Raw genomic sequence first — 23,248 nt, 5'->3', positions numbered from 1 at the left:
ATCCCGCGCCTTGCATCTGGCAACGTTTTCAGTTTTCATAAGTTGAGCCGGCGGAATTGCAGGCGGAAATCATCCAATGGAGGATCACATGCGGAAAGCACTCGCAGCGGTCGCGGGCCTGGCCGTCGCCGGGCTCGCGTTGGCCGGTTGCGCCGGGTCGAACGACAACGGCGACAAGGGCGACGCGAACGACGCCAGCCAGGTCGAGGTGTTCACCTGGTGGGCATCCGGTTCTGAGAAGGCGGGCCTTGACGCTCTTGTCAAGGTCTTCGACCAGCAGTTCCCCGACACCAAGTTCGTCAACGCGGCCGTGGCCGGTGGTGCCGGATCGAACGCGAAGAACGCGCTCGCCTCACGACTGAAGGCCAACAACCCGCCCGACTCGTTCCAGGCGCACGCCGGGGCCGAGCTCACCGATTACATCGAGGCAGAGAAAATCGAGGACCTCAGCGACTTCTACAAGGAGAACGGGCTGACCGACGTCTTCCCGTCGACCTTGCTGGACCGCCTGACCGTCGACGGCAAGATCTACTCGGTGCCCAGCAACATCCACCGCGCGAACGTCACCTGGGTCAACACCGACCTGCTGACCAAGGCCGGCATTGACCCGAAGGTCGCCCCCGCCGACCTGGACGCGTGGCTGGCCGACATGCAGAAGCTGAAGGACAACGGGGTCGAGACCCCGCTGTCGGTGGCCACCGACTGGACCCAGGTGCAGCTGTTCGAGAACGTGCTTCTCTCGGTGCTCGGCGCCGACGGCTACCAGGGCCTGTGGGACGGCACGACGAAGTTCGACTCGACCGAGGTCACCACCGCCATCGACTACTACTCGCAGCTGCTGAGCTTCGCGAACACCGACGGCACCGGGCAGGACTGGCCGGTCGCCACCGACATGGTCATCGACGGCACGGCCGCCTACAACGTGATGGGCGACTGGGCGCTGGCCGAGTTCGACGCCAAGAACATGACGTACGGCAAGGAGTTCACCACCTGGCCGACGCCGGGCACCGACGGGACGTTCGACTTCCTCGCCGACTCGTTCACGCTTCCGGTGGGTGCCCCGCACGCCGCCGGCGCCAAGAACTGGCTGAAGACGATCAGCTCGGCCGACGGGCAGAAGGCGTTCAACCTCGCCAAGGGCTCGATCCCCGCGCGCACCGACGCCGACCCGGCCGACTACCCCGAGTACCAGCAGGGTGCGATGGCCTCGTTCGCGAAGGACACCGTCGTCAGCTCACTCGCCCACGGCGCGGCCGTCAAGGTCTCGTGGCTGAACGACATCACCTCGGCGATCGGTCAGTTCGTCTCGACGAAGGACGCCGGCACGTTCCAGAGCGCTCTCGTCGACGCACAGACCAAGGGTCTGGGCCAGTAACAACCATTCCGTGCGCGGGGCGGCGTGAAAGCGTCGCCCCGCGCGCATCCTCACCTCTGGAGGACCGATGCGCAAAGGCATCCGCAACTGGGGCCCGCCGCTGCTGCTGATCTCACCGACCATCGTGCTGGTCGGCATCTTCGTCTACGTTCTCATTGGCGTGAACATCTCCACCGCCATGACGAAGGACTCGGCGCTGACAGCATCTGAGTTCGTCGGACTGCAGAACTTCACCGACCTGCTCACCGAGCCGCGTTTTCTGCACTCGCTGGCCAATCTCGGCATCTTCACCGTCTTCTTCATGGTCGGCACGATGCTCTTCGGCTTCATCTGGGCATGGATGCTCGACAAGGGCGTGACCGCCGAAGGCGCATTCCGCTCGATCTATCTGTTCCCGATGGCGGTCTCGTTTGTGGCATCCGGTGTCGTGTGGCGCTGGCTGCTCAGCTCTGCCCAGGGCGACCGCGCGTCGGGCCTGAACCGCCTGCTGCAATCGATCGGCTTGGGCAGCCTGCAGAACGATTGGTACAACGCCCCGTACTGGGGCATGGCAGCGATGGCGATGCCCGCCATCTGGCAGCTCGCCGGCTACGTCATGGCGCTGTTCCTCTCCGGCTTCCGCGGCATCCCCGAAGAACTGCGTGAAGCTGCCCGAATGGACGGCGCGAGCGAGTGGAAGCTGTACCGCCATGTCATCTTCCCCCAGCTGAGCCCGGTCGCCCTGTCGGCCCTGGTCATCGTCGCGCACATGTCGCTGAAGGTCTTCGACCTGATCATGGCCGTCACCGGATCGGTGTACATCACCGAGGTGCCGGCCACCTACATGTGGGTGGCCCTCACCGGTGCCGAATACGGCAAGGCGTCGGCGATCGCCACGATCCTGCTGCTGCTCGTGTGCATCTTCATCGTGCCGTACCTCATCTATACGGCTCGTGCGGAAAGGAAGGCCCGGCGATGACTGTCGCAACCGGAATCGAACGCCGCACGAACCTGGCCGGCAACATCCCGACCGCACACAAGGGTCGCGCCCGCGCGGGCCGCACCGTCAAGTACGTGCTGCTGCTGCTGTTCGTGGTCATCGTGCTCATGCCGGTGTACGTGCTGCTGGTGACGAGCCTGAAGGGGCCGTCCGACGTGTCGGCGGTGACCTCCTGGCGTCTGCCGTCGCGCTGGCCCTGGCAGGCCGGCCCCGACGGAGCGACCGGCTTCGACAACTGGACGATAGCGTGGCAGACCCTCGCCGCCCCGATCGGCCGCACGTTCCTGCTGGCGATCCCGGCCGCGATCATCTCGGCGATGCTCGGCTCGATGAACGGCTTCGTGCTCTCGCGCTGGAAGTTCCCCTACGCGAACATCGTGTTCACGCTGATCCTGTTCGGCATGTTCATCCCCTACCAGGCGATCATGGTGCCTCTCGTGCAGATGAAGACGTCGCTGGGCATGCCCAGCAGCATCGCGACTCTGCTGATCGTGCACATCATCTACGGTCTGCCCATCTGCACGCTGATCTTCCGCAACTACTACGAGGGTGTGCCCAACGAGCTCATGGAGGCCTCGCGGGTCGACGGCGCCGGCATGCTCAGCTCGTACTGGCGCATCATCCTGCCGCTGTCGCTGCCGGGTTTCGTCGTGACGATCATCTGGCAGTTCACCTCGGCGTGGAACGACTATCTGTTCGCCCTGTTCCTGTCCGACGCGAACCAGGGCCCGGTGTCGCTGTCGCTGGTGAACCTGTCGCAGGGCGCGCAGCTGTCGAACTACGGCGCGTCGATGGCCGGTGCGCTCATCGCCTCGCTGCCGACGCTTGTCGTATACATCATCCTGGGCAAGTACTTCATCGGCGGACTGATGAGCGGGTCGGTCAAGTCGTGACCGATCTCGCTCTGGCCGTCGACCTGGGCGGCACGAAGGTCGAGGCCGCCCTCGTCGACGACGCCGGAGCGGTGGTGCCGGGCACCCGGCACCGGCGGCCGACGGGTCCCGACGTCACCCCCGATCGACTGCAGGCGGCGCTCATCCAGGTGGTGCGCGGCGCCGCGCGCAACGCCGACGGGCCGGTGCGCGGCATCGGAATCGGCAGCGCCGGACCCATCGATCACGCCGCCGGAACGATTGCGCCGGTGAACATGACGAGCCTGCACGGGATGCCGCTGCGCGACGTGGTCGCCGACGCGGCGGCACGCGCGGGGCTCGGTGACGTTCCGGTGTGCCTCGGGCACGATGGCGGATGCCTCGCCCTGGCCGAGTCGTGGGTCGGAGTCACCCGCGAGGCCCGCGTGTCACTGGCCTTCGTCGTCTCGACCGGGATCGGCGGCGGATTCCTCATCGACGGCAGACTGTTCGCCGGAACCACCGGCAACGCCGGGCACCTCGGCCAGATGCACTCCGACGGCGGACTCTCGCTCGAGCAGGTCGCGTCGGGACCGGCGAGCGTCGCCTGGGCGCGGGCCCAGGGCTGGGCGGGCGACACGGGCGAAGAGCTCGCGCAAGCCGCGGCATCCGGCCACACCATCGCACGCGCGGCCGTCGAACGCTCGGCCGGCGCGATCGGGCGGGCGCTGGCCGACATCGCGGCGCTCGTCGACGTCGAGGTCTTCGCGGTCGGTGGCGGATTCTCGCACGTGGCCGAGGACTACGTCGAACTGATCGGCGCTGCGCTGCGGGATGCCGCATCCCTGGCCTACGCGCGCGCCGCGCGCGTGGTGCGCAGCGGGCTGGGCGGCGACGGTCCGCTGATCGGCGCCGCCGCGCTGGTGCTGCGGTCGGGGTCCTGAGCTGCGGTCGGGGAGCGTGTCACAGTAGGTGCGGGTGTTGGCTCCGGGAAGCCGCCGGTTGTGTGACACGGCGTAGGGGCGTGTCACGGTAGGTGCGGGATGCCGGTGGAGAAGCCGCCGGTTGTGTGACACGGCGTAGGGGCGTGTCACGGAAGGCGCGGGGGATGCCGGTGGGGAAGCCGCCGGTTGTGTGACGCGGTGCTCAGGGTGGGGTGGCAGCTGCGTGCGGTGGGACCTGCGGGATCCATCCGAGGGCATCTGTGCGTGTCACAGTAGGTGTGGGTTTGGCTCCGGGAAGCCGCTGGTTGTGTGACACGGTGCAGGGGCGTGTCACGGTAGGTGCGGGCTCAGCCCGAAGAGGTCGCCGGTTGTGTGACACGGTGCTCAGGGTGGGGTGGTGGCTCCGTGCGGTGGCAGCTGCGGCATCCATCCGGCGGCATCTCCGCGTGTCACAGTAGGTGCGGGTTTGGCTCCGGGAAGCCGCCGGTTGTGTGACGCGGCGCGGATGCGTGTCACAGAAGGTGCGGGCTTGGCTCTGCGAAGTCGCCGATTGTGTGACGCGGTGCTCAGGGTGGGGTGGCAGCTGCGGCATCTATGGTGATGGCCGCTATGCGTGTCACAGTAGGTGTGGGTTTGGCTCCGGGAAGCTGCCTGTTGTGTGACACGGCGTAGGGGCGTGTCACGGTAGGTGCGGGTTGTGGGCGAAGAGGTCGCCGGTTGTGTGACGCGGTGCTCAGGGTGGGGTGGTGGCTCCGTGCGGTGGCAGCTGCGGCATCCATGGTGATGGCCGCTATGCGTGTCACAGTAGGTGCGGGTTTGGCTCCGGGAAGCCGCCGGTTGTGTGACACGGCGTAGGGGCGTGTCACGGTAGGTGCGGGATGCCGGTGGGGAAGCCGCCGGTTGTGTGACACGGCATCCGTGGATGTCGCAGAACGTGCGGGTGCTGTTCAGTCGCGGTGGTGGCGCCGAATGTACTGCACGATGAATGCGACGAGCGTTCCGGCCAGAACGAGCGTCGTCACGGCGAAGAGCAGGTTCTGCTCGGGCGCGCTCATGTCTCGACGAGATCGGCGACCGAATCGACGATCTCATCGGGCCGGAACGGATATCGCTCCACATCGGCCCGGTCGCTGATCCCGCTGAGCACGAGCACGGTGTGCAGGCCGGCCTCGATGCCCGCGATCACGTCGGTGTCCATGCGGTCGCCGATCATGCCTGTGTTCTCGGAGTGCGCGCCGATCTGATTCATCGCCGAGCGGAACATCATCGGGTTCGGCTTGCCGACGACATAGGGCTCGCGTCCGGTCGCCTTCGTGATCAGGGCGGCGAACGATCCAGTCGCCGGAACGACACCCGATGGGGTGGGGCCGGTCGAGTCGGGGTTCGTGATGATGAAGCGCGCGCCCGCGTTGATGAACCGGATCGCCATCGTGATGGCCTCGAACGAATATTGCCGCGTCTCGCCCACCACGACGTAGTCGGGTTGGGTCTCGGTCATGATGAATCCAGCCTCGTGCAACGCTGTCGTCAGGCCTGCTTCGCCGATCACGAATGCCGAACCGCCCGGCATCTGCGACTTGAGAAACTGGGCGGTGGCAAGCGCCGAGGTCCAGATCCGTTCCTCCGGAACGTCCAGCCCCGAACGGCCGAGGCGCGCTGCGAGGTCGCGGCGCGTGTAGATCGGGTTGTTCGTCAGCACGAGAAAAGGTGTGCCGGCGTCACGCCACTGCGCGAGCAACTCGGCCGCACCCGGGATGGGACGGTTCTCGTGGACGAGCACGCCGTCCATGTCGGTCAGCCAGCAGGCGATATCGGCACGGGTCCGCATGCGGCCAGCCTAGCCGGGGCGGTGGGCTCACCGCGCGGCGCCGCCCCTCACCGCGCGCGGCCACGGCGCACCGTGCACCGCGCCCGACCCGGCGCAAACCGCGCGCCGCCGCCCCTCACCGCGCTCGACCCCCGCTCACCGCGCGCGATCTCGCCCACGTCACTGGGCGCGTCGCGAGGCGGGTCCCGCCGCTGGTCGCCCACACGCAATAGGCTCGAAGCGTGGCGCGGACGGCCTGGGATCCTCGACGCCTGCCCGACCTGACAGGCAGGCGTTACCTGGTGACCGGCTCCACGCGCGGTCTCGGATACTTCGCAACCGAGCAGCTCGTGCGTGCGGGCGCCCACGTGATCCTCACCGGACGCAACCCGAACCGGCTCGCGGCTGCGCACGCCGCCATCGAGAGACGGGTTCTGGATGCCGCGGCGCGCGGCTCGGGCGCTGAAGCGGCGGGCGGCGGCGAGGCGCGGCATCCCACTTCCGGCAGCCTCGAGACGCTGCTGCTGGACACCAGCAATTTCGGCTCCATTCGAGCGGCGGCAGCCACCGCGCGCACCCGCGGCCCCCTGCACGGCCTGCTGCTGAACGCGGGCATCGTGCATCCGCCCCGTACCCGCCAGACCGTGGGCGGACACGAATTGGTGTTCGCCACCAACGTGCTCGGCCACTTCTCGCTGGCCGGTGAGCTGCTGCAGAACCTCGCCGTGGTGGGCGGCCGAATGGTGTGGATCGGCAGCATGTCGACGCTGCTGGGCGACCACGAGCCGGTCGACCCCGAGCTGGTGAACGACTACACGCCGTGGCGGGCCTACGTGCAGTCGAAGGTCGCGACCACCGTGCTGGGCCTGGAGGCTGATCGGCGTTTGCGCGAGGCCGGCGTGCCGGTGGCGAGTCTGGTGGCGCATCCGGGATATGCGATCAGCGGACGCACCGCCGGGGTGCGCGGCGTGAACGAGCCATCCCGCATGACGCGGTTCATCGACAACCTGCAGGCGCCGATCTCGCAATCGAAGGAGCACGGGGCGCACGCGCTGGTGCGGGCACTGGCCGATGCCGACATCGAGGGCGGGCAGTTCTGGGGTCCGCGGTATCTCGTGCATGGAACCCCGCACCGCACCACCCCCGCCAAGCTGCTGCGCGATCCGGCCCTGGGCACGCGCCTGTGGGACTACTGCGAGAACGCGACGCGGGTGCGCTGGCCGTTCGAGAAGGCCGCCCGCGCCCGGCGGCGGCTGCGCTGATGGTCAGTACCACCTCGCCCCGGGAACGGTGGTGGGATGCCGCGACCCTGCGTTCCTGGGCGGTCGATGCGAACGACGGCATCATCGCCACTGCTGGCATCCTCGAGGGGTTCGCCGGCGCAGGCGCCTCTGACAACGTGCTCGTGGTCGCCGCCGCGGCCGCGACTGTCGCCGGCGCTCTGTCACTGGGCGGCACGACGTGGGCCGAGGCATCGGCCGAGCGCGAGGCGCAGTTGATCATCGCCGCCGAAGAGAGCGCGGCGCTGGCCGCGCATCCCGACGACGAGATAGCCGAGTTGACCGCATACTACGAGCGCAAGGGGCTGGATGCCGCACTTGCGCGCCAGGTCGCCGAGCAGCTGTCCGAACGCGACGCGTTGCGCGCACAACTGGAGAGCGAATACGGCATCGACGACGTGATGAGCATCGGCGAGACGGTCGGGGCCGGTGTCGGAGCGGGAGTGGCGTTCTTGGTGGGGGCGATCATTCCGCTGCTGATCACGATCTTCGTGCCCGGCGCCCTGGAGACGTGGGCGATTCTCATCGTGGTCGCGCTGTCGCTCGGCCTCATCGCGGTGATCGCCGCGCGCACCGGTCGGGTCTCGCTCACCCGCACTCTCGTGCGCTCGCTGAGCGTGGGCGTAGGCACCATGATCGTCAGCTGGCTCGTCGGGGCGTTGGTCTTCTGAGCCCGGCCGCGCCGCGGGCGCGCGCCGGTTGCCCGCGGATCAGGCCGTGAGCCAGACGGCATCGGCCGCGCCGGTGGGAACCGGCCGGGTGGCCCCGTCCACGTGCACCACGCCGGGGGCGCCCACCTCGACTTCGACGCCGATGTGCAGTCCGGCATCCTGCATCGCTCGCAGCACCTGCGGGTCACGGTCGCTCACGCGCAGCACTCGTCCCCGGTGTCCGGGCTCGGCGTCGCCGAGCAGCACGAACGCGGGGCGATGCACGTGCCCGTCGGCGTCGGGAATGGCGTCGCCGTGCGGATCGACCACGGGATGCCCCAGCAGCTCGTCGATCCCGGCGAGCAGGCGGTCGCTGAGAGCATGCTCGAGCACTTCGGCCTCGTCGTGCACTTCGTCCCACGCGTAGTCGAACTCGCGCACGAGCCAGGTCTCGATGAGTCGATGCCGCCGGATGATCGCCGCCGCGCGGCGCTCGCCGGCCGCCGTCAGTGCGATCGGCCCGTAGAGGCGGTGCGAGACCAGCCCCTGGGCGGCGAGCTTCTGCACCATCTCGGTGACACTCGAGGGAGCCAGCGACAGGTTGGCGGCCAGTTGCGACGGAGTGATCTGCTCGTCCTGCCACTCGGTGTGGTGGTAGATCGTCTTCAGGTAGTCGTCCGCGGCGGGAGAAGCCATCTTCCCAGGGTAGAGCGTCACTCGGCGGCCAGCAGAAGCACCAGCATCCCGTTGAGAACCACGAGAGCGAGGGATGCCGCGGCACCGAGCACCGTCGTGGTGACACGGTTGCGGAACCGGCCGAGCAAGGTGCCTCGCGAGGTGAGAACGACGAGGGGGATCAGCGCGAACGGAATGCCGAACGAGAGCACGACCTGGCTGAGGACCAGGGCCTGTGTCGGGTCGGCGTCCAGGCCCAGCAGCAGCAGCGCGGGGATGATCGAGACGAGCCGGCGCACCAGCAGTGGAATGCGGGTGCACAGCAGTCCGTGCATGATCTCGGCACCGGCATAGGCGCCGACCGAGGTGCTGGCCAGGCCACTGGCCAGCAGACCCACCGCGAACAAGGTCGCCACGACCGGTCCCAGATCGTCGTGCAGGGCGGCGTATGCGCCGGCCAGTGTGTCGGTGCCCGCGACGCCGGCGAGATTGGCGGCGGCCAGCAGCAGGATGGCCACGTTCACGGCTCCGGCGATGAGCATCGAGATCGACACGTCCCAGCGGGTGGCGCGCAGCAGACGGGGGATCGGCGTCGGGTCTGCCCCGAACCTGTCGCGGGTCAGTGCGGAATGCGCATAGATCGCGTGCGGCATGACGGTCGCCCCGAGAATGGATGCCGCCAGCAGCAGCGATCCCGAGCCCTCGAACCGTGGCACCAGACCCCCGGCAACGCCCGCCGCCGACGGCGGAGCCACGAACACTCCGGCCACGAACCCGACGGCGATCACCGCGACCAGCCCGATGATGACGAACTCGAAGGTGCGCGCACCGTGGCGGGTCTGCACCACCAGCAGCCCGAGCGAGACGAGCGCGGTGACTGCTCCGCCCCACACCAGCGGCAGGCCGAACAGTAGCTGCAGGGCGATGGCGCCGCCGATCACTTCGGCCACATCGGTCGCCATCGCGACCAGCTCGGCCTGCAGCCAGTAGGTGCGCCGCGCCCACGGTCGGCGAATGCTCTGGCCGAGCACTTCGGGCAGGCTGCGGCCGGTGACCAGGCCGAGCTTGGCGGACAGGTACTGCACGAGCCACGCGATGAGGTTGGCCAGCACGACGACCCAGACCAGCAGATAGCCGTACTTCGCGCCGGCGGTCATGTTGCTCGCGACATTGCCGGGGTCGAGGTAGGCGACGCCGGCGACGAGGGCGGGGCCCAGCATCCATACCCGCCGACGGCTCGGCGAGGGCGCCCGCCCGCCGGCGCGGGTCGGGGTGGCGCCGGGTGCGCCGGGCGCGTGGGATGCCACCGCCCCTCGTATGCGGCGTGTCGCCTCCCCACTCTTCGGGACGCTCGGGACCGCTTTCGGCATACCGAAATCGTAGCTCTGTTTTCGGTACGCCGAAAGGTGGGTTTCCTCCCCGGGTCGCCGCGCACGTCCAGTCGGCGCGGGCGGGGCGGGGCGGGCCGCGGGTGCCGATGTGCGGTTAGCCTGGAGCGGTGACCGACGAGCCGACGACCGACCGCAGCGAGCCCGTCGAGCAGGTCGGCGACGCCGCGCCCGCGGGCGACCGGCCAGCGCCCACGCACGGGGTCGGGCCGTGGCCGGGCGGTGAGACGCAGTGGCCGAGCGACCCGCGCTACGACCCAGACCTGCTCGCGCACGGCGACCGTCGCAACGTGATCGACCGGTACCGGTACTGGAGCATGGACGCCATCGTTGCCGAGCTCGACACGCGGCGGCATCCCTTCCATGTCGCCATCGAGAACTGGCAGCACGACATGAACATCGGGTCGATTGTGCGCAGCGCGAATGCGTTTCTCGCCGACACCGTGCACATCGTGGGGCGCCGCCGTTGGAACCGCCGCGGCGCCATGGTCACCGACCGCTACCAGCACGTCGAGCACCACGAAGACGTCGCCGCCTTCGCGCGGTGGGCGGATGCCGCATCCTTGCCGATCATCGCCATCGACAATGTGCCCGGATCAGTGCCGGTGCACGACGCCGAGCTGCCCGAGCGGTGCGTGCTGTTGTTCGGTCAAGAGGGGCCGGGGCTGTCGCCAGAAGCAGTGGATGCCGCGTCGGCCGTGGTCGAGATCACGCAGTACGGCTCCACCCGGTCGATGAATGCGAGCGCCGCGGCCGCGGTGATCATGTATGAATGGTGTCGGCGCTGGGCCTGATCAGGCCTGGTCTGCGCCGAACACGCGCTTGGCGATCGCCTGCACATCGCGGTCGAGCGTGTCGAAACGTTGGTCCAGGCGATGGATCTCGGCGCGGACGCTGCCGATCTCGGCGGTCACCGTATCGCGCACGCTCGCGATTTCGCTGCGCACACTGCCGACCTCGCTGCGCACGCCGCTGATCTCGCTGCGCACGACCCGCACGAACATCGTCGACATGAGCGTGAGCATGCCGAACAGCCCAGCGGCAAAGACGCCGATGAGCGTCCATACCTGAGGTTCGTTCACAGTCAGCACCCCTTCATTCTCGCTCGGATGTTCCGATTCTGCCAGCGATGGTGTGGCGACCATGTGACGACCGTACGGAACGCGGCGGATCTGTGGAGAGCGAGTGACGGGCGCAGGCTGGGGAGGAAAAGTCCACGCGCACGCACGTGGTGCCCACGGGGGTGCGAGCTACGCCGGCTGCGTCATCCACGCGGGCCGGCGAATGCGCCAGCCCAGCGTGACCAGGCGCGCCAGCATGTAGACACCGAAGAACGCGACCGCCAGCCAGGCCAGTCCTGCCGCGCCACCGGGATGCCACAGCCACAGCCCGATGAGCACCGGCACGTACACGACGAGGTTGAGCCCGCCGGCGATTGCGAGGTAGCGGGCGTCGTTGGCCCCGATGAGCACGCCGTCGAGCACGAACACTATCCCGCAGATCGGCTGGGCCACTGCGAGTACTATCAGCGCGGGCTGTACCATCGCCGCGACCGCGGCGTCGCCGGTGAACACCAGCCCGATCCACGCCGACAAGCCGCCGATCACGACGCCCACGATCACCCCGAACCAGGCTCCCCACGCCAGCGTGCGGCGGAGCACGCGGCGCACCTCGCTGGTCGAGCCCGAACCCAGCCCCTTGCCGATCAGCGCCTGCGCGGCGATGGCCAGAGCGTCCAGGGCGAACGCCGCGGTCGAGAACATCGTGAAGGCGACCTGCCAGCCGGCCAGCTCATGCGTGCCGAAGGCCGTTGCCACCGCCACCGTCGACAGCAGCGCCAGTCGCAGTGAGACCGTGCGCAGGAACATCCACACGCCAGAGCGGGCCGAACCGCGCACGCCCTCGCGTTGCGGACGTACCGAGGCACGATGTCGGTGCGCCAGCCGCCCCACGACCACCACATACGCACCGACCATCGCCCACTGCGCCACGACCGTGCCGGCGGCCGAGCCGGAGATGCCCCAGCCGAGACCGTAGATGAACGCCCAGTTCAGCAGTGCATTCGCTGCGAAACCGGTGCCGGCGATCCACAGCGGCGTCACCGTGTCTTGCATTCCGCGCAGCAGCCCGGTGGCGGCGAAGACGATCAGCATCGCCGGAAGACCCCACATCGAGATACCGAGATAGGCCTCGGCATCGGCGGCGACGTCGGCGCCCGCACCGAACATGCCGACCAGCGCGGGCGTGCCGAGGTAGCCGGCCAGGGCCAGCAGTGCCCCGAGCCCGAGGGCGAGCCACATGCCGTCGATGCCCACCGACACGGCGCGCGTCGGGTCACCGGCGCCGAAACGTCGGGCCACCGCCGGGGTGGTCGAGTACGCCAGGAACACCATGAGCCCGACGATCGTCTGCAGAATCGCGGATGCCACGCCCAACGCCGCGAGCGGCACGACGCCCAGGTGCCCGACGAGCGCGGAATCGATGATCAGGAACAGAGGCTCGGCGATGAGAGCGCCCAGCGCCGGAACGGCGAGCCGCAGGATGTCGCGGTTCATCGTGTCGGCCGGGCTCACATACCGAGCCTACGGGGAGGGTTGCGGCCTGCCCAGTATGCGCATTCGCTTGGCGTCTGTTCAGAGGAGCCTGACAGCCCGAGCCGTCGCGTCCACTCGCGACTAGCGTCGCGGGTGCGAACTGATTCCAGTCCGTCCTCGCCACGCCGGCCGTCTTTCATACCCGACTCGACGCGACACAGGCAACGCACACGCGAGGAGAGTGCATCATGCATGCGCAATGGATCGGTCAAGGAACCCGCGGTCGTCCCCGGCCCCTTCGCACGATCGCCGTGGTGGCGATCGCGGGAGCAGCGGTGGTGGGGCTGAGCGCCTGCAGCGGCGGCTCGGGCGGTGGAGGTTCGGGTGGCTCGACCGGCAACGCCGCCGGCAGCACCCCCAGCGCCGCACCGGGCAACGCCGAGAAGGGCACCATCACCTGGTGGGCCAGCCCCATCACCACCAGCGGCACCGATCCACGTACGGTCCTGATCAGCGCGTTCGAGAAGGCGCACCCGGGCATCACCGTCACGCTGCAGTCGGCCCCGAACGACACCGACACGAACCGCGCGACGCTGACGACGCAGATCTCCGGCGGAGGCGGCCCCGACGTGTACATGGGCGACGTCATCTGGCCGGCCCAGTTCGGCGCGCATCAGCTGGCCGTGCCGCTGTCGCAGTACCTGCCGCAGAGTTACTGGAACACCTTCGCGTCGGGTCTGGTCGACGGCGCCACCTATCAGAAGCAGGTGTACGGCGCCCCGTTCTTCGAGGATCAGGGCTTCTTGTATTACCGCAGCGATCTGCTGAAGAAAGAGGGCCTGTCGGTGCCCACCACCTGGGAACAGCTGGTCTCTGACGCGAAGAAGGTGCAGGCAGCCGGCGACGTGAAGTACGGCTACGTCTTCCAGGGTGCCGACTACGAGGGCGCGACCTGCAACTACATGGAGTTCCTGGCCGACGCCGGCGGGACCGTGCTCAACGACGACCAGACCGCCTCGACGCTCGACTCGGATGCCGCGGTGAAGGCACTCACGTTCGAGCAGTCGTTGGTGACCGACGGTATAGCGCCCAAGGCCTCGTCGACCTACCAGGAAACGCAGGCGATGAACGCTTTCGTCGCCGGTGACGCGCTGTTCCTGCGCAACTGGGACTACGCGTACGGGCAGTCACAGGGCAGCGGTTCGAAGGTCGTCGGCAAGGTCGGCGTGGCCCCGATGCCCACCTTTGCGGGGCAGCCGACCCCGGGGTACTCGAACATCGGCGGCTGGAACCTGTACGTCAACCCGCACAGCAAGAACATCGCCGCTGACCTGACCTTCATCCAGTGGATGACCGGCACCGACGCGCAGACCACGCTGGGTACACAGTTCAGCGAGATCCCGACCAACGCCAGCGTGCGTTCCTCATCGGCGGTGCAGGGCAAGAACCCGGTGCTGGCGATCGTGTCGCAGACAAAGCTGGTTCCGCGGCCGGCGCAGACGCCGGATTACCCGCAGGTGAGCAAGGCCATCTACACGGCCGTCAACGGTGTGCTGGCAGGTTCGGCGCAGCCCAAGAGCGCGATAGCCACGGCCAGCAAGCAGATCGATTCGGCACTGTCCGGCGGCCTTTAGCGGGCCCGCGCCGACGAGGCTGACCGTGACCGGTCTGCAGACGGCCGAAGGCACCCGCGCCACGCGCGCGCGGGTGCCGCGTCCGCCGCGCCATCGTCCCGATGCGCTGCACCGTGCGCAGGCGCGCCTGGGCTGGCTGTTCTCGGCGCCGGCGCTCTTCGTGATCGGGGCGGTCACCGTCTTCCCTGTCGTGTTCTCGGTGGTGCTCAGCCTCAGCCACGTCAATGTGCTGGGCAGCGGGTTTCGGATCGACGGGTTCACCCTCGACAACTACGGCACGATCTTCACCGCGCCGGTCTGGCAGTACGCGCTGGTGTTCACCGTCGGCTACACGGTGATCACCGTGGCCGTCGAACTCGTCTTGGGCACGCTCATAGCGTTGGTGCTGGAGAGACTCGAGGTCTTCCGCGGGTGGATGATGGCCATTCTGCTGATCCCGTGGTCGCTGATCACGGTGATCTCGGCCACGCTGTGGGGCTACATCTACGATCCGACCAACGGCATCGCCGACGCCATCTTCCAGTCGTTGGGCCTGGGCTCGCCGGTGATCCTGGGCACTCCGGCATCCTCGATCGTCGCGATGATGATCGCGGATGTCTGGAAGACGACGCCGTTCGTCGCGATCATCGTGCTGGCAGGGCTGGTGATGCTGCCGCGCGACGTGTACGAAGCCGCAGAGATGGATGGCTGCACGGGCTGGCAGACGTTCTGGCGGATCACCGTGCCGCTGCTGCGACCGACCATCGCGCTGGCTGTGTTGTTCCGGGTGCTGCAGGCATTCGGCGTGTTCGACCTGCCGTTCGTGCTCACCCAGGGTGGGCCGCAGAACGCGACGACGTCGCTGGCGATCCTGGGGTATCAGGTCATGTTCAGCGATCTGAAATTCGGGGCCGGCGCGGCCGTGGCCACCACGACCGCGGCCCTGGTGGTGATCGGCTGCCTGCTGTTCCTGCGGGTGGTCCGCGCCCAGGTGTCGGAGACCGAGGACTGACATGCGCAGGCGCACGACGGCCGGACGCTGGGGACTGGCGATCAGCACGGCGGTGATAGCGATCTTTGTGCTGGCGCCGATCTACTGGATGGTCGCGACGAGCTTCAAGACGCCCGCGGCTGTTTCGGCCGCGCCGCCCCAGCTGTTCCCCTCGCCGGCGAGCGTGGAGAACTATCTCATCGCGTTCGTCGACCACGGCTTCGGCCGCTACATCCTCAACTCGGTGATCGTCTCGGTCGCCGCGACCGCGCTGGTTCTCGTGCTGGGCACTCTGGCCGGTTACGCCCTGGCCCGGCTGGGGATGCGCGCCACTTTCACGATCATGGTGCTGCTGCTGGTGCTGTCGGTGTTCCCGCTGATAGCACTCATCGCACCGTTGTACCTGCTGATGCGCACGGTGGGCTGGCTGAACAGCTATGAGGCGCTGATCATCCCGTATACGGCACTGAACCTGCCGTTCGGCATCTGGATTCTGCGCAATTACTTTCTCGGGGTGCCCAAGGAAGTGGAGGAGAACGCGCGGCTCGACGGAGCATCGGCGATGCGCACGTTGTGGTCGGTCGTGCTGCCGATGGCGCTGCCGGGGCTGTTCACCGCCGGTATCTTCGCGTTCACCGCCTGCTGGACCGAGTTTCTCATGGCGCTGTCGTTCAACAGCGCCGACGAGTTCCGCACCATCCCGGTCGGCATCGCCCTGTTCGGCAACGCACACGTCACTCCGTACGGCGCCATCTTCGCCGCCAGCGCGGTCGCGGTGGTGCCCATCGCGATCCTCGTCCTGGTGTTCCGCCGCTCGGTGGTCTCGGGGCTCACCTCGGGGGCGGTGAAGGGCTGACGCCGCTGCATTCGCCCGCCGACATTGGTCGGCCTCGCCCGATACTGTTCACGGGGAGGCGTAGATGCGACGGAACGTCGGAGGCAGAACCGCGCTCGGCCGAGAATTGCGCAGAGGGATGCCGCGCTGGGCACGCGTCGCAGCATCGGTGCTCGCGCTGCTCGTCGGGGCGGCCATCATCACGCGGCCGACGACGTCTCTGGCGGTGCTCGCCCTGCTCATCGGTGCGGGCTTCGCACTCACCGGAGTGCTCGTGCTCGTCGACGAGAACCGTCGTGGGCACGTCGCGCTCGGGCTGGCGTGGATCGTCGTCGGCGCCGTGCTGCTCGCACTGCCGGGGCTCACCGTGCGCGCCACGGCGCTTTTCGTGGGGATCGCGCTGATCGTCGACGGTGCGGCATCCGTCGTCGGTGCCTTTTCGCGACGGATCGGTGCCGACGAGCGGATCTCGCGCGCGCTGCTGGGAGTGGCCGGCGTCGTGTTCGGCGTGCTGGCGCTCTCATGGCCCGACGTCACCTTGCTCGTGGTGGCGGTCGTCTTCGGTGCACGCCTGGTGATCCTCGGCCTGGTCGGGCTGTGGCGGCTCTGGACAGCAGGCAGCGCACCGAACCGCGGCATCCCGAACCGCGGCGTCCCGAATCGCAGCCTGCCGCGGCGGTGGCTGCGCACGCTGGGCGCCGTGCTGGCCGTCGTGGTGGCGGTGGCCGCGGCCGGAATCAGCAGTGCTCTGCACGGTGGGTCGATCGCCGTCGATGACTTCTACGCGGCCCCGCGCACAGTGCCCTCCGAGCCCGGGCAGCTGATTCGCGCCGAGCCGTTCACGCGCGACGTGCCTGCCGGGGCACGGGGGTGGCGCATCCTGTACACGACGACGGGCGAAGACGACCGTGCAGCCGTCGCGAGTGGTCTGGTCGTGGTCCCCGACGGCGACGGTCGTTGGCCGGTGATCGACTGGAACCACGGCACCACCGGATTCGCGCGCCAGTGCGCACCGTCGCTGCAGGAGCACCCGTTCGAATCGGGCGCATTGTTCCTGCTGCCGCAGATCATCGAGAACGGGTGGGCGCTGACGGCCACCGACGACATCGGCCTGGGTACCGCCGGGCCGCATCCCTACCTGATCGGGGTGCCCACCGCGCACGCGTCGCTCGATGTCGTGCGCGCAGCCCGGCAGCTGACCGACGCACACCTGGGCGACCAGACCGTGGTGTGGGGGCATTCGCAGGGTGGGGGAGGCGCGCTGTGGACGGGAGCTCTGGCGAGCTCGTATGCGCCGGATGTGCCGTTGTCGGGCGTGGCCGCGCTGGCCCCCGCCGCCAATCTGCCCGCCTTCGTCGAGACCATCCAGACCATGGTGGGCGGCAGCATCTTCGGGTCTTTCGTGGCGTCGGCCTATACGGCCGCGTACCCGGATGTGACATTTCGCGAGTACATCCGCCCGGGAGCAGAGGTCACCGTCCGTGCGCTGGCCTCGCGGTGCCTGGCCGAGCCAGGCACCGCCGTCTCGGTGCTCACGCTGCTGGGACTCGCGCGCGATCCCGAGCTGTTCGCCCAGAGCCCCGAAACGGGTCCGTTCGCCCGCCGCCTGGCACAGAACATTCCCCCCGCCGTGGGAGATGCGCCGCTGCTGATCGCGCAGGGGAGCGCCGATTCCATCATCCTTCCCGCCGCGCAAAGCGCCTACGTCGATGACCTGTGCGCGGCCGGCCGCGCGGTCGACTACCGCAGCTATCCCGGTCTGGACCACCTCGCGCTCGTCGCCGCGGATTCTCCGCTCGTGCCCGAGCTGATGCAGTGGACCCGCGACCGGTTCGACGGGGTTCCGGTGGCTGCGGGATGCGAGCGCCGCGGCTGAGCGGCATATCCTGGAACGCATGACCGAAACCTCCCGATCGGGTCTGGAGACGAGCGCTTTCAGCGCCGACATCCGCCCGCAGGACGACCTTTTCCGCCACGTCAACGGCAGCTGGATCGAGTCCACCGAGATCCCCGATGACAAGGCGCGCTGGGGCTCGTTCCATTTCCTCGCCGAGCAGGCCGAGATCGACGTGCGCGCCATCATCGAAGAGTCGCAGAACGCCGAGCCCGGCACCGAGACGCGCAAGATCGGCGATCTGTACGCGAGCTTCATGGACACCGAGCGCATCGCCGCGCTGGGCACCGAGCCGATCGCCGCGCAGCTGGCCGCCGTCGATGCCATCGATTCGATCCCTGCCTTTCTCGCGGCCGTCGGCCGTCTCGAGCGCGACGGCGTGGGCGGGCTCATCGACCTGTACGTCGAACCCGACCCGGGAAACCCCGAGCGCTACGTGCCCTTCTTCATCCAGAGCGGCATCACCCTGCCCGACGAGAGCTACTTTCGCCTCGACAACTTCGCCGACACCCGCGACGCCTACCGCGCGCACATCGCGCGTCTGCTCGAGCTGGCCGGCGTCGCCGAGGCGGCCGATGCCGCAGACCGGATCTTCGCCCTCGAGACCGAGGTCGCATCCCACCACTGGGACAACGTGCGCAGCCGTGACGCCGTCGAGACCTACAACCTCAAGACGTGGGACGAGGTGCAGGAGCTGGCCGGCGTCGACCTGACGCCGTGGCGCGATGCGGTCGCGGCCGGGCACGATGACGCATTCGCCGAGATCGTCGTGAGCCAGCCGAGTTTCATCGAGGGGCTCGGTTCGCTGCTGGTCGCCGAGCGTCTCGACGACTGGAAGGCGTGGCTGCGCTTCAAGATCGTGCACGGTGCCGCGTCGTTCCTCACCGACGCGTTCGTCGATGAGAACTTCGCGTTCTACGGCACGCAGCTGACCGGGGTGCCGGTCAACCGCGAGCGCTGGAAGCGCGGCGTGGGCATCGTCGAGGCGGCGTTGGGTGAGGCGGTGGGCCGCGTCTACGTCGAGCGGCACTTCCCGCCGGCGGCGAAAGAGGCCATGGACGAGCTGGTCGCCCACCTCATCGAGGCGTACCGCGCGTCGATCTCGGCGCTGGAGTGGATGAGCCCCTCCACCCGCGAACGTGCCCTGGCCAAACTCGACTCGTTCACCCCGAAGATCGGCTACCCGGTGAGCTGGCGCGACTACTCGACGCTGCAGATCGACGCCGGCGACCTGGTCGGCAACGTCCGTCGTGCGCACGCATTCGAGCATGACCGTCAGCTCGCCAAGGTCGGGCAGCCGATCGACCGCGACGAGTGGTTCATGACGCCGCAGACGGTCAATGCCTATTACAACCCGCTGATGAACGAGATAGTGTTCCCGGCGGCGATCTTGCAGTACCCGTTCTTCGATGCGCAGCGGGATGCCGCAGCCAACTACGGCGGCATCGGCTCGGTCATCGGACACGAGATCGGGCACGGGTTCGACGACCAGGGCAGCCGGTTCGACGGCGACGGCAAACTCGCCGACTGGTGGACCGACGCCGACCGCGCCGCCTTCGAGGAACGCACCAAGAACCTCATCGCCCAATACGACGCGCTCGTGCCGGTCGGGCTGAGCGAGGAGCACCACGTCAACGGTGCGCTCACGATCGGCGAGAACATCGGCGACCTGGGTGGGCTCGGCATCGCCATCAAGGCGTATGCGCTGTCGCTGGATGGCGCGCAAGCCCCCGAGATCGACGGGTTCAGCGGCATCCAACGACTGTTCCTGAGTTGGGCGCAGGTGTGGCGACAGAAGGGGCGGGATGCCGAGACCATCCGGCTGCTGACGATCGACCCGCACTCGCCCAACGAGTTCCGCTGCAACCAGATAGTGCGCAACGTCGATGCTTTCTACGACGCGTTCGAGGTCACCGAGAGCGACACGCTGTGGCTGCCGGCCGATCAGCGTGTGACGATCTGGTGACGAATCGCCGTCACGGCAGGTCGGCGGCATCCCGTGCCTGACAATTGAAGAGTCGCGCGCGCAGCAGCGCGCGTGAATCCCCCTCGAACATCGTGGAAGGACACCAGTGGGCACGCCCCCAGAGCCCCAACGGGACACGGCGCCGCTTCGGGGGACGCGGCGTGGAAACAGTCGACTGCCGAGGAGGGCGGCAGTCGGCAGACGCACCTTCAGCTCGACGCTGAAGGCGCTGGACGAACTCGCCCGCTCGGGCGCGCAGGTCTCGGTGCGCATCGACGACCTCGACCGCGGCACGCCCGTGCTCAGCGGCGACGATTTCGTCACACTGCCGGTGGCAGGTCTGGGTGTCGTTCCGCTGCTGGTCGAGGTCGCGGCCCAGATCGAGGCGGGCACCCTCGACGCCCTCGAGATCGTCGACCGCAACGCTGTCGACCGAGTCGAGGGCGGTGGAGTGTGGCAGCACCTGAAGGCGCCGGCGCTGCCGGTCGCCGACCTCGCCGTGCTCGCCGCCGCCGCCGGCGACGGAACCGCGGCCAACGCCCTGATCACGCGCGTCGGCTTACCGGCGGTGCGAGCACGTATCGAGCAGCTGGGGCTGGCGCGTACGGCGCTGCTCGACCGCTTCCGTGACAAGCGGGGGCCGGATGACGCACCGCACGTCGCGCTGGGCACGACGCGTGAGTTCGCACAGCTGTTCGCCGCCCTCGTGAACTCCGAGGTCGTCAGTGCGGGCGTGAGCGCCCAGGTGGCCGAGTGGCTGAGCCTGAACCACGATCTGTCGCTGGTGGCCTCGGCGACGGGGCTGGACCCTTTCGCCCACTTCAACGACGAGCACGGGTTGCTGTTCATCAACAAGACCGGTCAGGCGCCGGGCGTGCGCGCCGAGGCGGGCGTGATCGCCGGCCCCCGGGCCGGTCTGTCGTATGCGCTGACGGTGTGCTTCGACGATCTGTCGATCTCACACCGGCTGCGCGCGCACGACGCCTTCCGGGTGCTGGGTGTCGAGCTCATGGAGTTCGTGTTCTGACCGGCCATGCGGCTGCAGCTGCGCGCCGAGCGCGATTGTCGTGGGCCGAAGCCCCGAAGGATCGACGCTCAGCGCGGCTGTGCTGTCATCTCACTCAGCAAAAGTGACTTTCAAAATGCGCCGAACCGTGGTACACATGTGAGCGAAGCGGCCGCGATGGCCGTACCCGACGGCAAGGAAGCCCACTCGCATGACCACACCTGCATCCGCTGCGGCGGACACCGACACCTCCGAACAGAGCTGGCCGAATCCGCGCGGCGGGTTCCTGTTCTTCCTCGGCCTCGCTGCCATCGGCATGGGAATGGGGCAACTCGTCCCCGCCGTGCTGACTCTGACGCTGAAGGCCAACCTCATCGATCCGGACAACGCCACGACGATCCTGTCGGTCGCGGTCGCCGTCAGCGCCATCTGCGCGCTCATCGCCGCGCCGATCTTCGGCCGGGTCAGCGACCGCATCACCTGGCGCACCGGGCGGCGTCGCCCGCTGCTGTTCCTCGGCGCGATCCTGTTCGCGATCGGTGCGCCCGTGAGCTATGCCGCGCCCGGCGTCGGCATGCTCGTGGTCGGCGGCATCTTCACGATGCTCGGCGCCGCGGCTGTGATGGTCGCCTGCACGGCCATCCTCGCCGATCAGTACGAGCCCAAGCGCCGTGGCCCGGCGTCAGCCCTCGTCGGACTGAGTCTGCCTGTGGGCGCTGTCATCGGCCTGTTCCTGGCCAATCTCGTCTCGGGCTCTCTGCTGGCCCAGTTCCTCATCCCGGCGGGCATCGCGGTGGTCGGCGCCATCTTGCTGGCGATCCGGCTGAACGACCGCGTCATCACGAAGGCCGAGGTCCCCACCCTCACCGCGCGCGACTTCTTCGGTACGTTCTGGGTCAACCCGGTCAAGCACCCCTCGTTCGGCTGGGCATGGTGGAGCCGACTGCTGATCTTCTTCGGCGTGGCCGCCGTGCAGGCCTACCAGGCCTTCTACCTGATCCTCGCGCTGGGCTACTCGCCCGAGACAGTCTCCGGTGCCGTGTTCCTCTCGACCCTGGTCCTCACCGTGTTCGCGCTCGTCTTCGCGCCTCTTGCCGGCAAGATCTCCGACCGCATCGGACGTCGCAAGCCGTTCGTCGTGGCCGCGGCGCTCATCTTCGCGGTGGGGTTGGTGGTGGTCACCTTCGCCCACGATTTCCCGATGTTCCTGGTCGCGATGGGCATCATCGGACTCGGACAGGGCGTGTACATGGCGGTCGACCTCGCGCTGGTCAGCGAGATCCTGCCGAACCAGAAGGACATCGCCAAGGACATGGGCATCATGGGTCTCGCGTCGTCGCTGCCGTCGTCGCTCGTGCCGGCGGTCGCTCCGGTGCTGCTGGCCATCGGCGCCTCTGCGACGAACCCGCAGAACTTCCCGGCGCTGTTTCTCACCGGCGCCATCGCGGGACTGATCGGAGCCATCCTCATCCTGCCGATTCGCGGCACCCGGTAGCGTCGGCGTCGCTCCGGTCACGAGTAGGCTGTGCCTAACAATCGTGACCGGAGCGACATGGACGTCAGCATCCCGACCCTGCGCTACTTCTGCGCTCTCGCCGACCACCTTCACTTCGGTGCGGCCGCCGAGAGCCTGAACATCTCGTCGCCCTCTCTCAGCCAGCAGATCTCGCGACTTGAGCGGCTGGTCGGCGAGCGGCTGTTCGATCGCACGTCTCGTGAGGTCGCCCTCACCGATGCCGGCCGGGCCCTGCTGCCGCAGGCGCGTCGCGTAGTCGATGCCCATGACGAACTGACCGCCTGGATCGCCGCGCGGCACGGCCGGACATCACCGGCACTGCGCATCGGTCTGGTCGCTGCCGGGGCCGGACCGCTCACCACTGCGGCGATCATGAGTGCCGTGCAGCAGATCCCCGACCTGCGGCTCGAGATGCGCAAGGTGGGATTCTTCGACGCCGAGGCGGAGCTGACCGCCGACCGGGTCGACGCGGTTTTCGCGCCGGCGCCGCTGCCCCTTGACGAACGCAGTGTGCAGGCCACACCGCTGTGGAGCGAACCGCGCGTGCTGATCGTCTCTGCGGCGCATCCGCTGGCGGGGCGGGATGCCGTCACTATCGGCGAACTCGGCGACGAGACGTTCATCGCCGTGTCCGGGGGCGATCCCGACGCCCTCGCGTGGTGGCTCGTGGATCCTCGACCAGACGGCACGCATCCGGCCGTCGGCGCCTTGGCGCAGGACATGGACGGAATTCTCGAGCTCGTCGCCGCGGGCGTCGGGGTGAACATCGCCGCCTCATCAGCGGCCACGCACTATCGGCGCCCGAACATCGCATTCATTCCGATCGTCGACATCGAACCGGCCACTGTCCTGCTGTGCACGCGGCGACGCGTGTCGCCGACGGTCGCCGCGTTCGTCGAGATAGTGCTCACCGAATCGCAGAAGCCGGTCGCCGGCGCGTGAGC

20 protein-coding genes are annotated in these 23,248 nt (G+C 68.4%); 15 read left to right on the top strand and 5 right to left on the bottom strand.

Features of this window, described 5'->3' with window-relative positions:
• The first annotated feature begins 88 nt into the window (after positions 1-88).
• The 4 genes from ET475_RS04750 (at position 89) to ET475_RS04735 (ending at position 4,149) form a co-directional block, all read left to right on the top strand.
• Positions 89-1,375, top strand: coding sequence for an ABC transporter substrate-binding protein (locus ET475_RS04750; protein ID WP_129386523.1), 1,287 nt, complete (start codon positions 89-91; stop codon positions 1,373-1,375).
• A gap of 67 nt (positions 1,376-1,442) precedes the next feature.
• The gene (locus ET475_RS04745; RefSeq protein ID WP_129386520.1) at positions 1,443-2,333 is read left to right on the top strand and encodes a carbohydrate ABC transporter permease; all 891 of its coding nucleotides are present in this window, start codon (positions 1,443-1,445) and stop codon (positions 2,331-2,333) included.
• A complete protein-coding gene (locus ET475_RS04740) occupies positions 2,330-3,247 on the top strand; it encodes a carbohydrate ABC transporter permease (protein WP_129386517.1) in 918 nt (305 codons plus the stop codon). The genes ET475_RS04745 and ET475_RS04740 overlap by 4 nt, the downstream gene beginning before the upstream one ends.
• Complete coding sequence (locus tag ET475_RS04735) at positions 3,244-4,149, top strand: ROK family protein (RefSeq protein WP_129386514.1); 906 nt, start codon at positions 3,244-3,246, stop codon at positions 4,147-4,149. Before ET475_RS04740 ends, ET475_RS04735 begins: the two co-directional genes overlap by 4 nt.
• Before the next feature lie 1,051 nt (positions 4,150-5,200).
• Here the strand turns inward: ET475_RS04735 and ET475_RS04730 are convergent.
• Entirely contained in the window at positions 5,201-5,977 is a 777-nt protein-coding gene (locus ET475_RS04730; protein WP_129386511.1) for an HAD-IIA family hydrolase, read from the bottom strand.
• Between the two features lie 221 nt (positions 5,978-6,198).
• Between ET475_RS04730 and ET475_RS04725 the strand changes: the two genes are divergently transcribed.
• Together ET475_RS04725 and ET475_RS04720 are read left to right on the top strand one after the other, a co-directional pair.
• Complete coding sequence (locus ET475_RS04725; RefSeq protein WP_129386508.1) at positions 6,199-7,218, top strand: SDR family NAD(P)-dependent oxidoreductase; 1,020 nt, start codon at positions 6,199-6,201, stop codon at positions 7,216-7,218.
• Positions 7,218-7,907, top strand: a complete 690-nt coding sequence (locus ET475_RS04720) for a VIT1/CCC1 transporter family protein (RefSeq protein ID WP_129386505.1) — start codon at positions 7,218-7,220, stop codon at positions 7,905-7,907. The genes ET475_RS04725 and ET475_RS04720 overlap by 1 nt, the downstream gene beginning before the upstream one ends.
• Before the next feature lie 39 nt (positions 7,908-7,946).
• On the opposite strand, the gene ET475_RS04715 is transcribed toward ET475_RS04720, so the two are convergent.
• A complete protein-coding gene (locus ET475_RS04715) occupies positions 7,947-8,582 on the bottom strand; it encodes a metal-dependent transcriptional regulator (protein ID WP_129386502.1) in 636 nt (211 codons plus the stop codon).
• Positions 8,583-8,599: 17 nt separating this feature from the next.
• Complete coding sequence (locus ET475_RS04710; protein ID WP_277985765.1) at positions 8,600-9,868, bottom strand: Nramp family divalent metal transporter; 1,269 nt, start codon at positions 9,866-9,868, stop codon at positions 8,600-8,602.
• A gap of 191 nt (positions 9,869-10,059) precedes the next feature.
• On the opposite strand from ET475_RS04710, the gene ET475_RS04705 reads away from it, so the two are divergent.
• A complete protein-coding gene (locus ET475_RS04705) occupies positions 10,060-10,743 on the top strand; it encodes a TrmH family RNA methyltransferase (protein ID WP_129386496.1) in 684 nt (227 codons plus the stop codon).
• On the opposite strand, the gene ET475_RS04700 is transcribed toward ET475_RS04705, so the two are convergent.
• Positions 10,744-11,040 (bottom strand): hypothetical protein, encoded by a 297-nt coding sequence (locus ET475_RS04700; protein ID WP_242497766.1) that lies wholly within the window; start codon positions 11,038-11,040, stop codon positions 10,744-10,746.
• Positions 11,041-11,199: 159 nt separating this feature from the next.
• Positions 11,200-12,504, bottom strand: a complete 1,305-nt coding sequence (locus ET475_RS04695) for an MATE family efflux transporter (protein ID WP_129393671.1) — start codon at positions 12,502-12,504, stop codon at positions 11,200-11,202.
• A gap of 293 nt (positions 12,505-12,797) precedes the next feature.
• On the opposite strand from ET475_RS04695, the gene ET475_RS04690 reads away from it, so the two are divergent.
• From ET475_RS04690 to ET475_RS04655, 8 genes are all read left to right on the top strand, one after another.
• Complete coding sequence (locus tag ET475_RS04690) at positions 12,798-14,117, top strand: ABC transporter substrate-binding protein (RefSeq protein ID WP_207205409.1); 1,320 nt, start codon at positions 12,798-12,800, stop codon at positions 14,115-14,117.
• A gap of 25 nt (positions 14,118-14,142) precedes the next feature.
• Positions 14,143-15,108: a carbohydrate ABC transporter permease gene (locus ET475_RS04685; RefSeq protein ID WP_129386489.1), complete on the top strand. Its 966-nt coding sequence runs from the start codon at positions 14,143-14,145 to the stop codon at positions 15,106-15,108.
• A 1-nt stretch (position 15,109) separates the two neighbouring features.
• Positions 15,110-15,943 (top strand): carbohydrate ABC transporter permease, encoded by an 834-nt coding sequence (locus ET475_RS04680; protein ID WP_129386486.1) that lies wholly within the window; start codon positions 15,110-15,112, stop codon positions 15,941-15,943.
• A 118-nt stretch (positions 15,944-16,061) separates the two neighbouring features.
• Positions 16,062-17,798: a lipase family protein gene (locus ET475_RS04675; protein WP_242497765.1), complete on the top strand. Its 1,737-nt coding sequence runs from the start codon at positions 16,062-16,064 to the stop codon at positions 17,796-17,798.
• Between the two features lie 19 nt (positions 17,799-17,817).
• Positions 17,818-19,782 carry a M13 family metallopeptidase gene (locus ET475_RS04670; RefSeq protein WP_129386481.1) on the top strand — a complete coding sequence of 655 codons (1,965 nt, stop codon included), beginning with the start codon at positions 17,818-17,820 and terminating at the stop codon, positions 19,780-19,782.
• A 265-nt stretch (positions 19,783-20,047) separates the two neighbouring features.
• Positions 20,048-20,809, top strand: coding sequence for a serine hydrolase (locus ET475_RS04665; RefSeq protein WP_242497764.1), 762 nt, complete (start codon positions 20,048-20,050; stop codon positions 20,807-20,809).
• Between the two features lie 190 nt (positions 20,810-20,999).
• Positions 21,000-22,283: an MFS transporter gene (locus ET475_RS04660; RefSeq protein WP_129386476.1), complete on the top strand. Its 1,284-nt coding sequence runs from the start codon at positions 21,000-21,002 to the stop codon at positions 22,281-22,283.
• Positions 22,284-22,340: 57 nt separating this feature from the next.
• Positions 22,341-23,246 (top strand): LysR family transcriptional regulator, encoded by a 906-nt coding sequence (locus ET475_RS04655; RefSeq protein WP_129386474.1) that lies wholly within the window; start codon positions 22,341-22,343, stop codon positions 23,244-23,246.
• The last annotated feature ends 2 nt before the right edge of the window (positions 23,247-23,248 follow it).

The organism is Microbacterium protaetiae (assembly GCF_004135285.1).
GTDB classification, from domain to species: domain Bacteria; phylum Actinomycetota; class Actinomycetes; order Actinomycetales; family Microbacteriaceae; genus Microbacterium; species Microbacterium protaetiae.
Note: the sequence above shows the minus strand (reverse complement) of the source record. Positions and strands in the feature narration are given on the sequence as shown.

Coding starts and splice junctions, on each gene's coding strand:
- ET475_RS04750 (WP_129386523.1), top strand. CDS start 89: ATGCGGAAAGCACTCGCAGCGGTCGCGGGCCTGGCCGTCGCCGGGCTC.
- ET475_RS04745 (WP_129386520.1), top strand. CDS start 1,443: ATGCGCAAAGGCATCCGCAACTGGGGCCCGCCGCTGCTGCTGATCTCA.
- ET475_RS04740 (WP_129386517.1), top strand. CDS start 2,330: ATGACTGTCGCAACCGGAATCGAACGCCGCACGAACCTGGCCGGCAAC.
- ET475_RS04730 (WP_129386511.1), bottom strand. CDS start 5,977: ATGCGGACCCGTGCCGATATCGCCTGCTGGCTGACCGACATGGACGGC.
- ET475_RS04720 (WP_129386505.1), top strand. CDS start 7,218: ATGGTCAGTACCACCTCGCCCCGGGAACGGTGGTGGGATGCCGCGACC.
- ET475_RS04715 (WP_129386502.1), bottom strand. CDS start 8,582: ATGGCTTCTCCCGCCGCGGACGACTACCTGAAGACGATCTACCACCAC.
- ET475_RS04695 (WP_129393671.1), bottom strand. CDS start 12,504: ATGAACCGCGACATCCTGCGGCTCGCCGTTCCGGCGCTGGGCGCTCTC.
- ET475_RS04680 (WP_129386486.1), top strand. CDS start 15,110: ATGCGCAGGCGCACGACGGCCGGACGCTGGGGACTGGCGATCAGCACG.
- ET475_RS04675 (WP_242497765.1), top strand. CDS start 16,062: ATGCCGCGCTGGGCACGCGTCGCAGCATCGGTGCTCGCGCTGCTCGTC.
- ET475_RS04670 (WP_129386481.1), top strand. CDS start 17,818: ATGACCGAAACCTCCCGATCGGGTCTGGAGACGAGCGCTTTCAGCGCC.
- ET475_RS04660 (WP_129386476.1), top strand. CDS start 21,000: ATGACCACACCTGCATCCGCTGCGGCGGACACCGACACCTCCGAACAG.
- ET475_RS04655 (WP_129386474.1), top strand. CDS start 22,341: ATGGACGTCAGCATCCCGACCCTGCGCTACTTCTGCGCTCTCGCCGAC.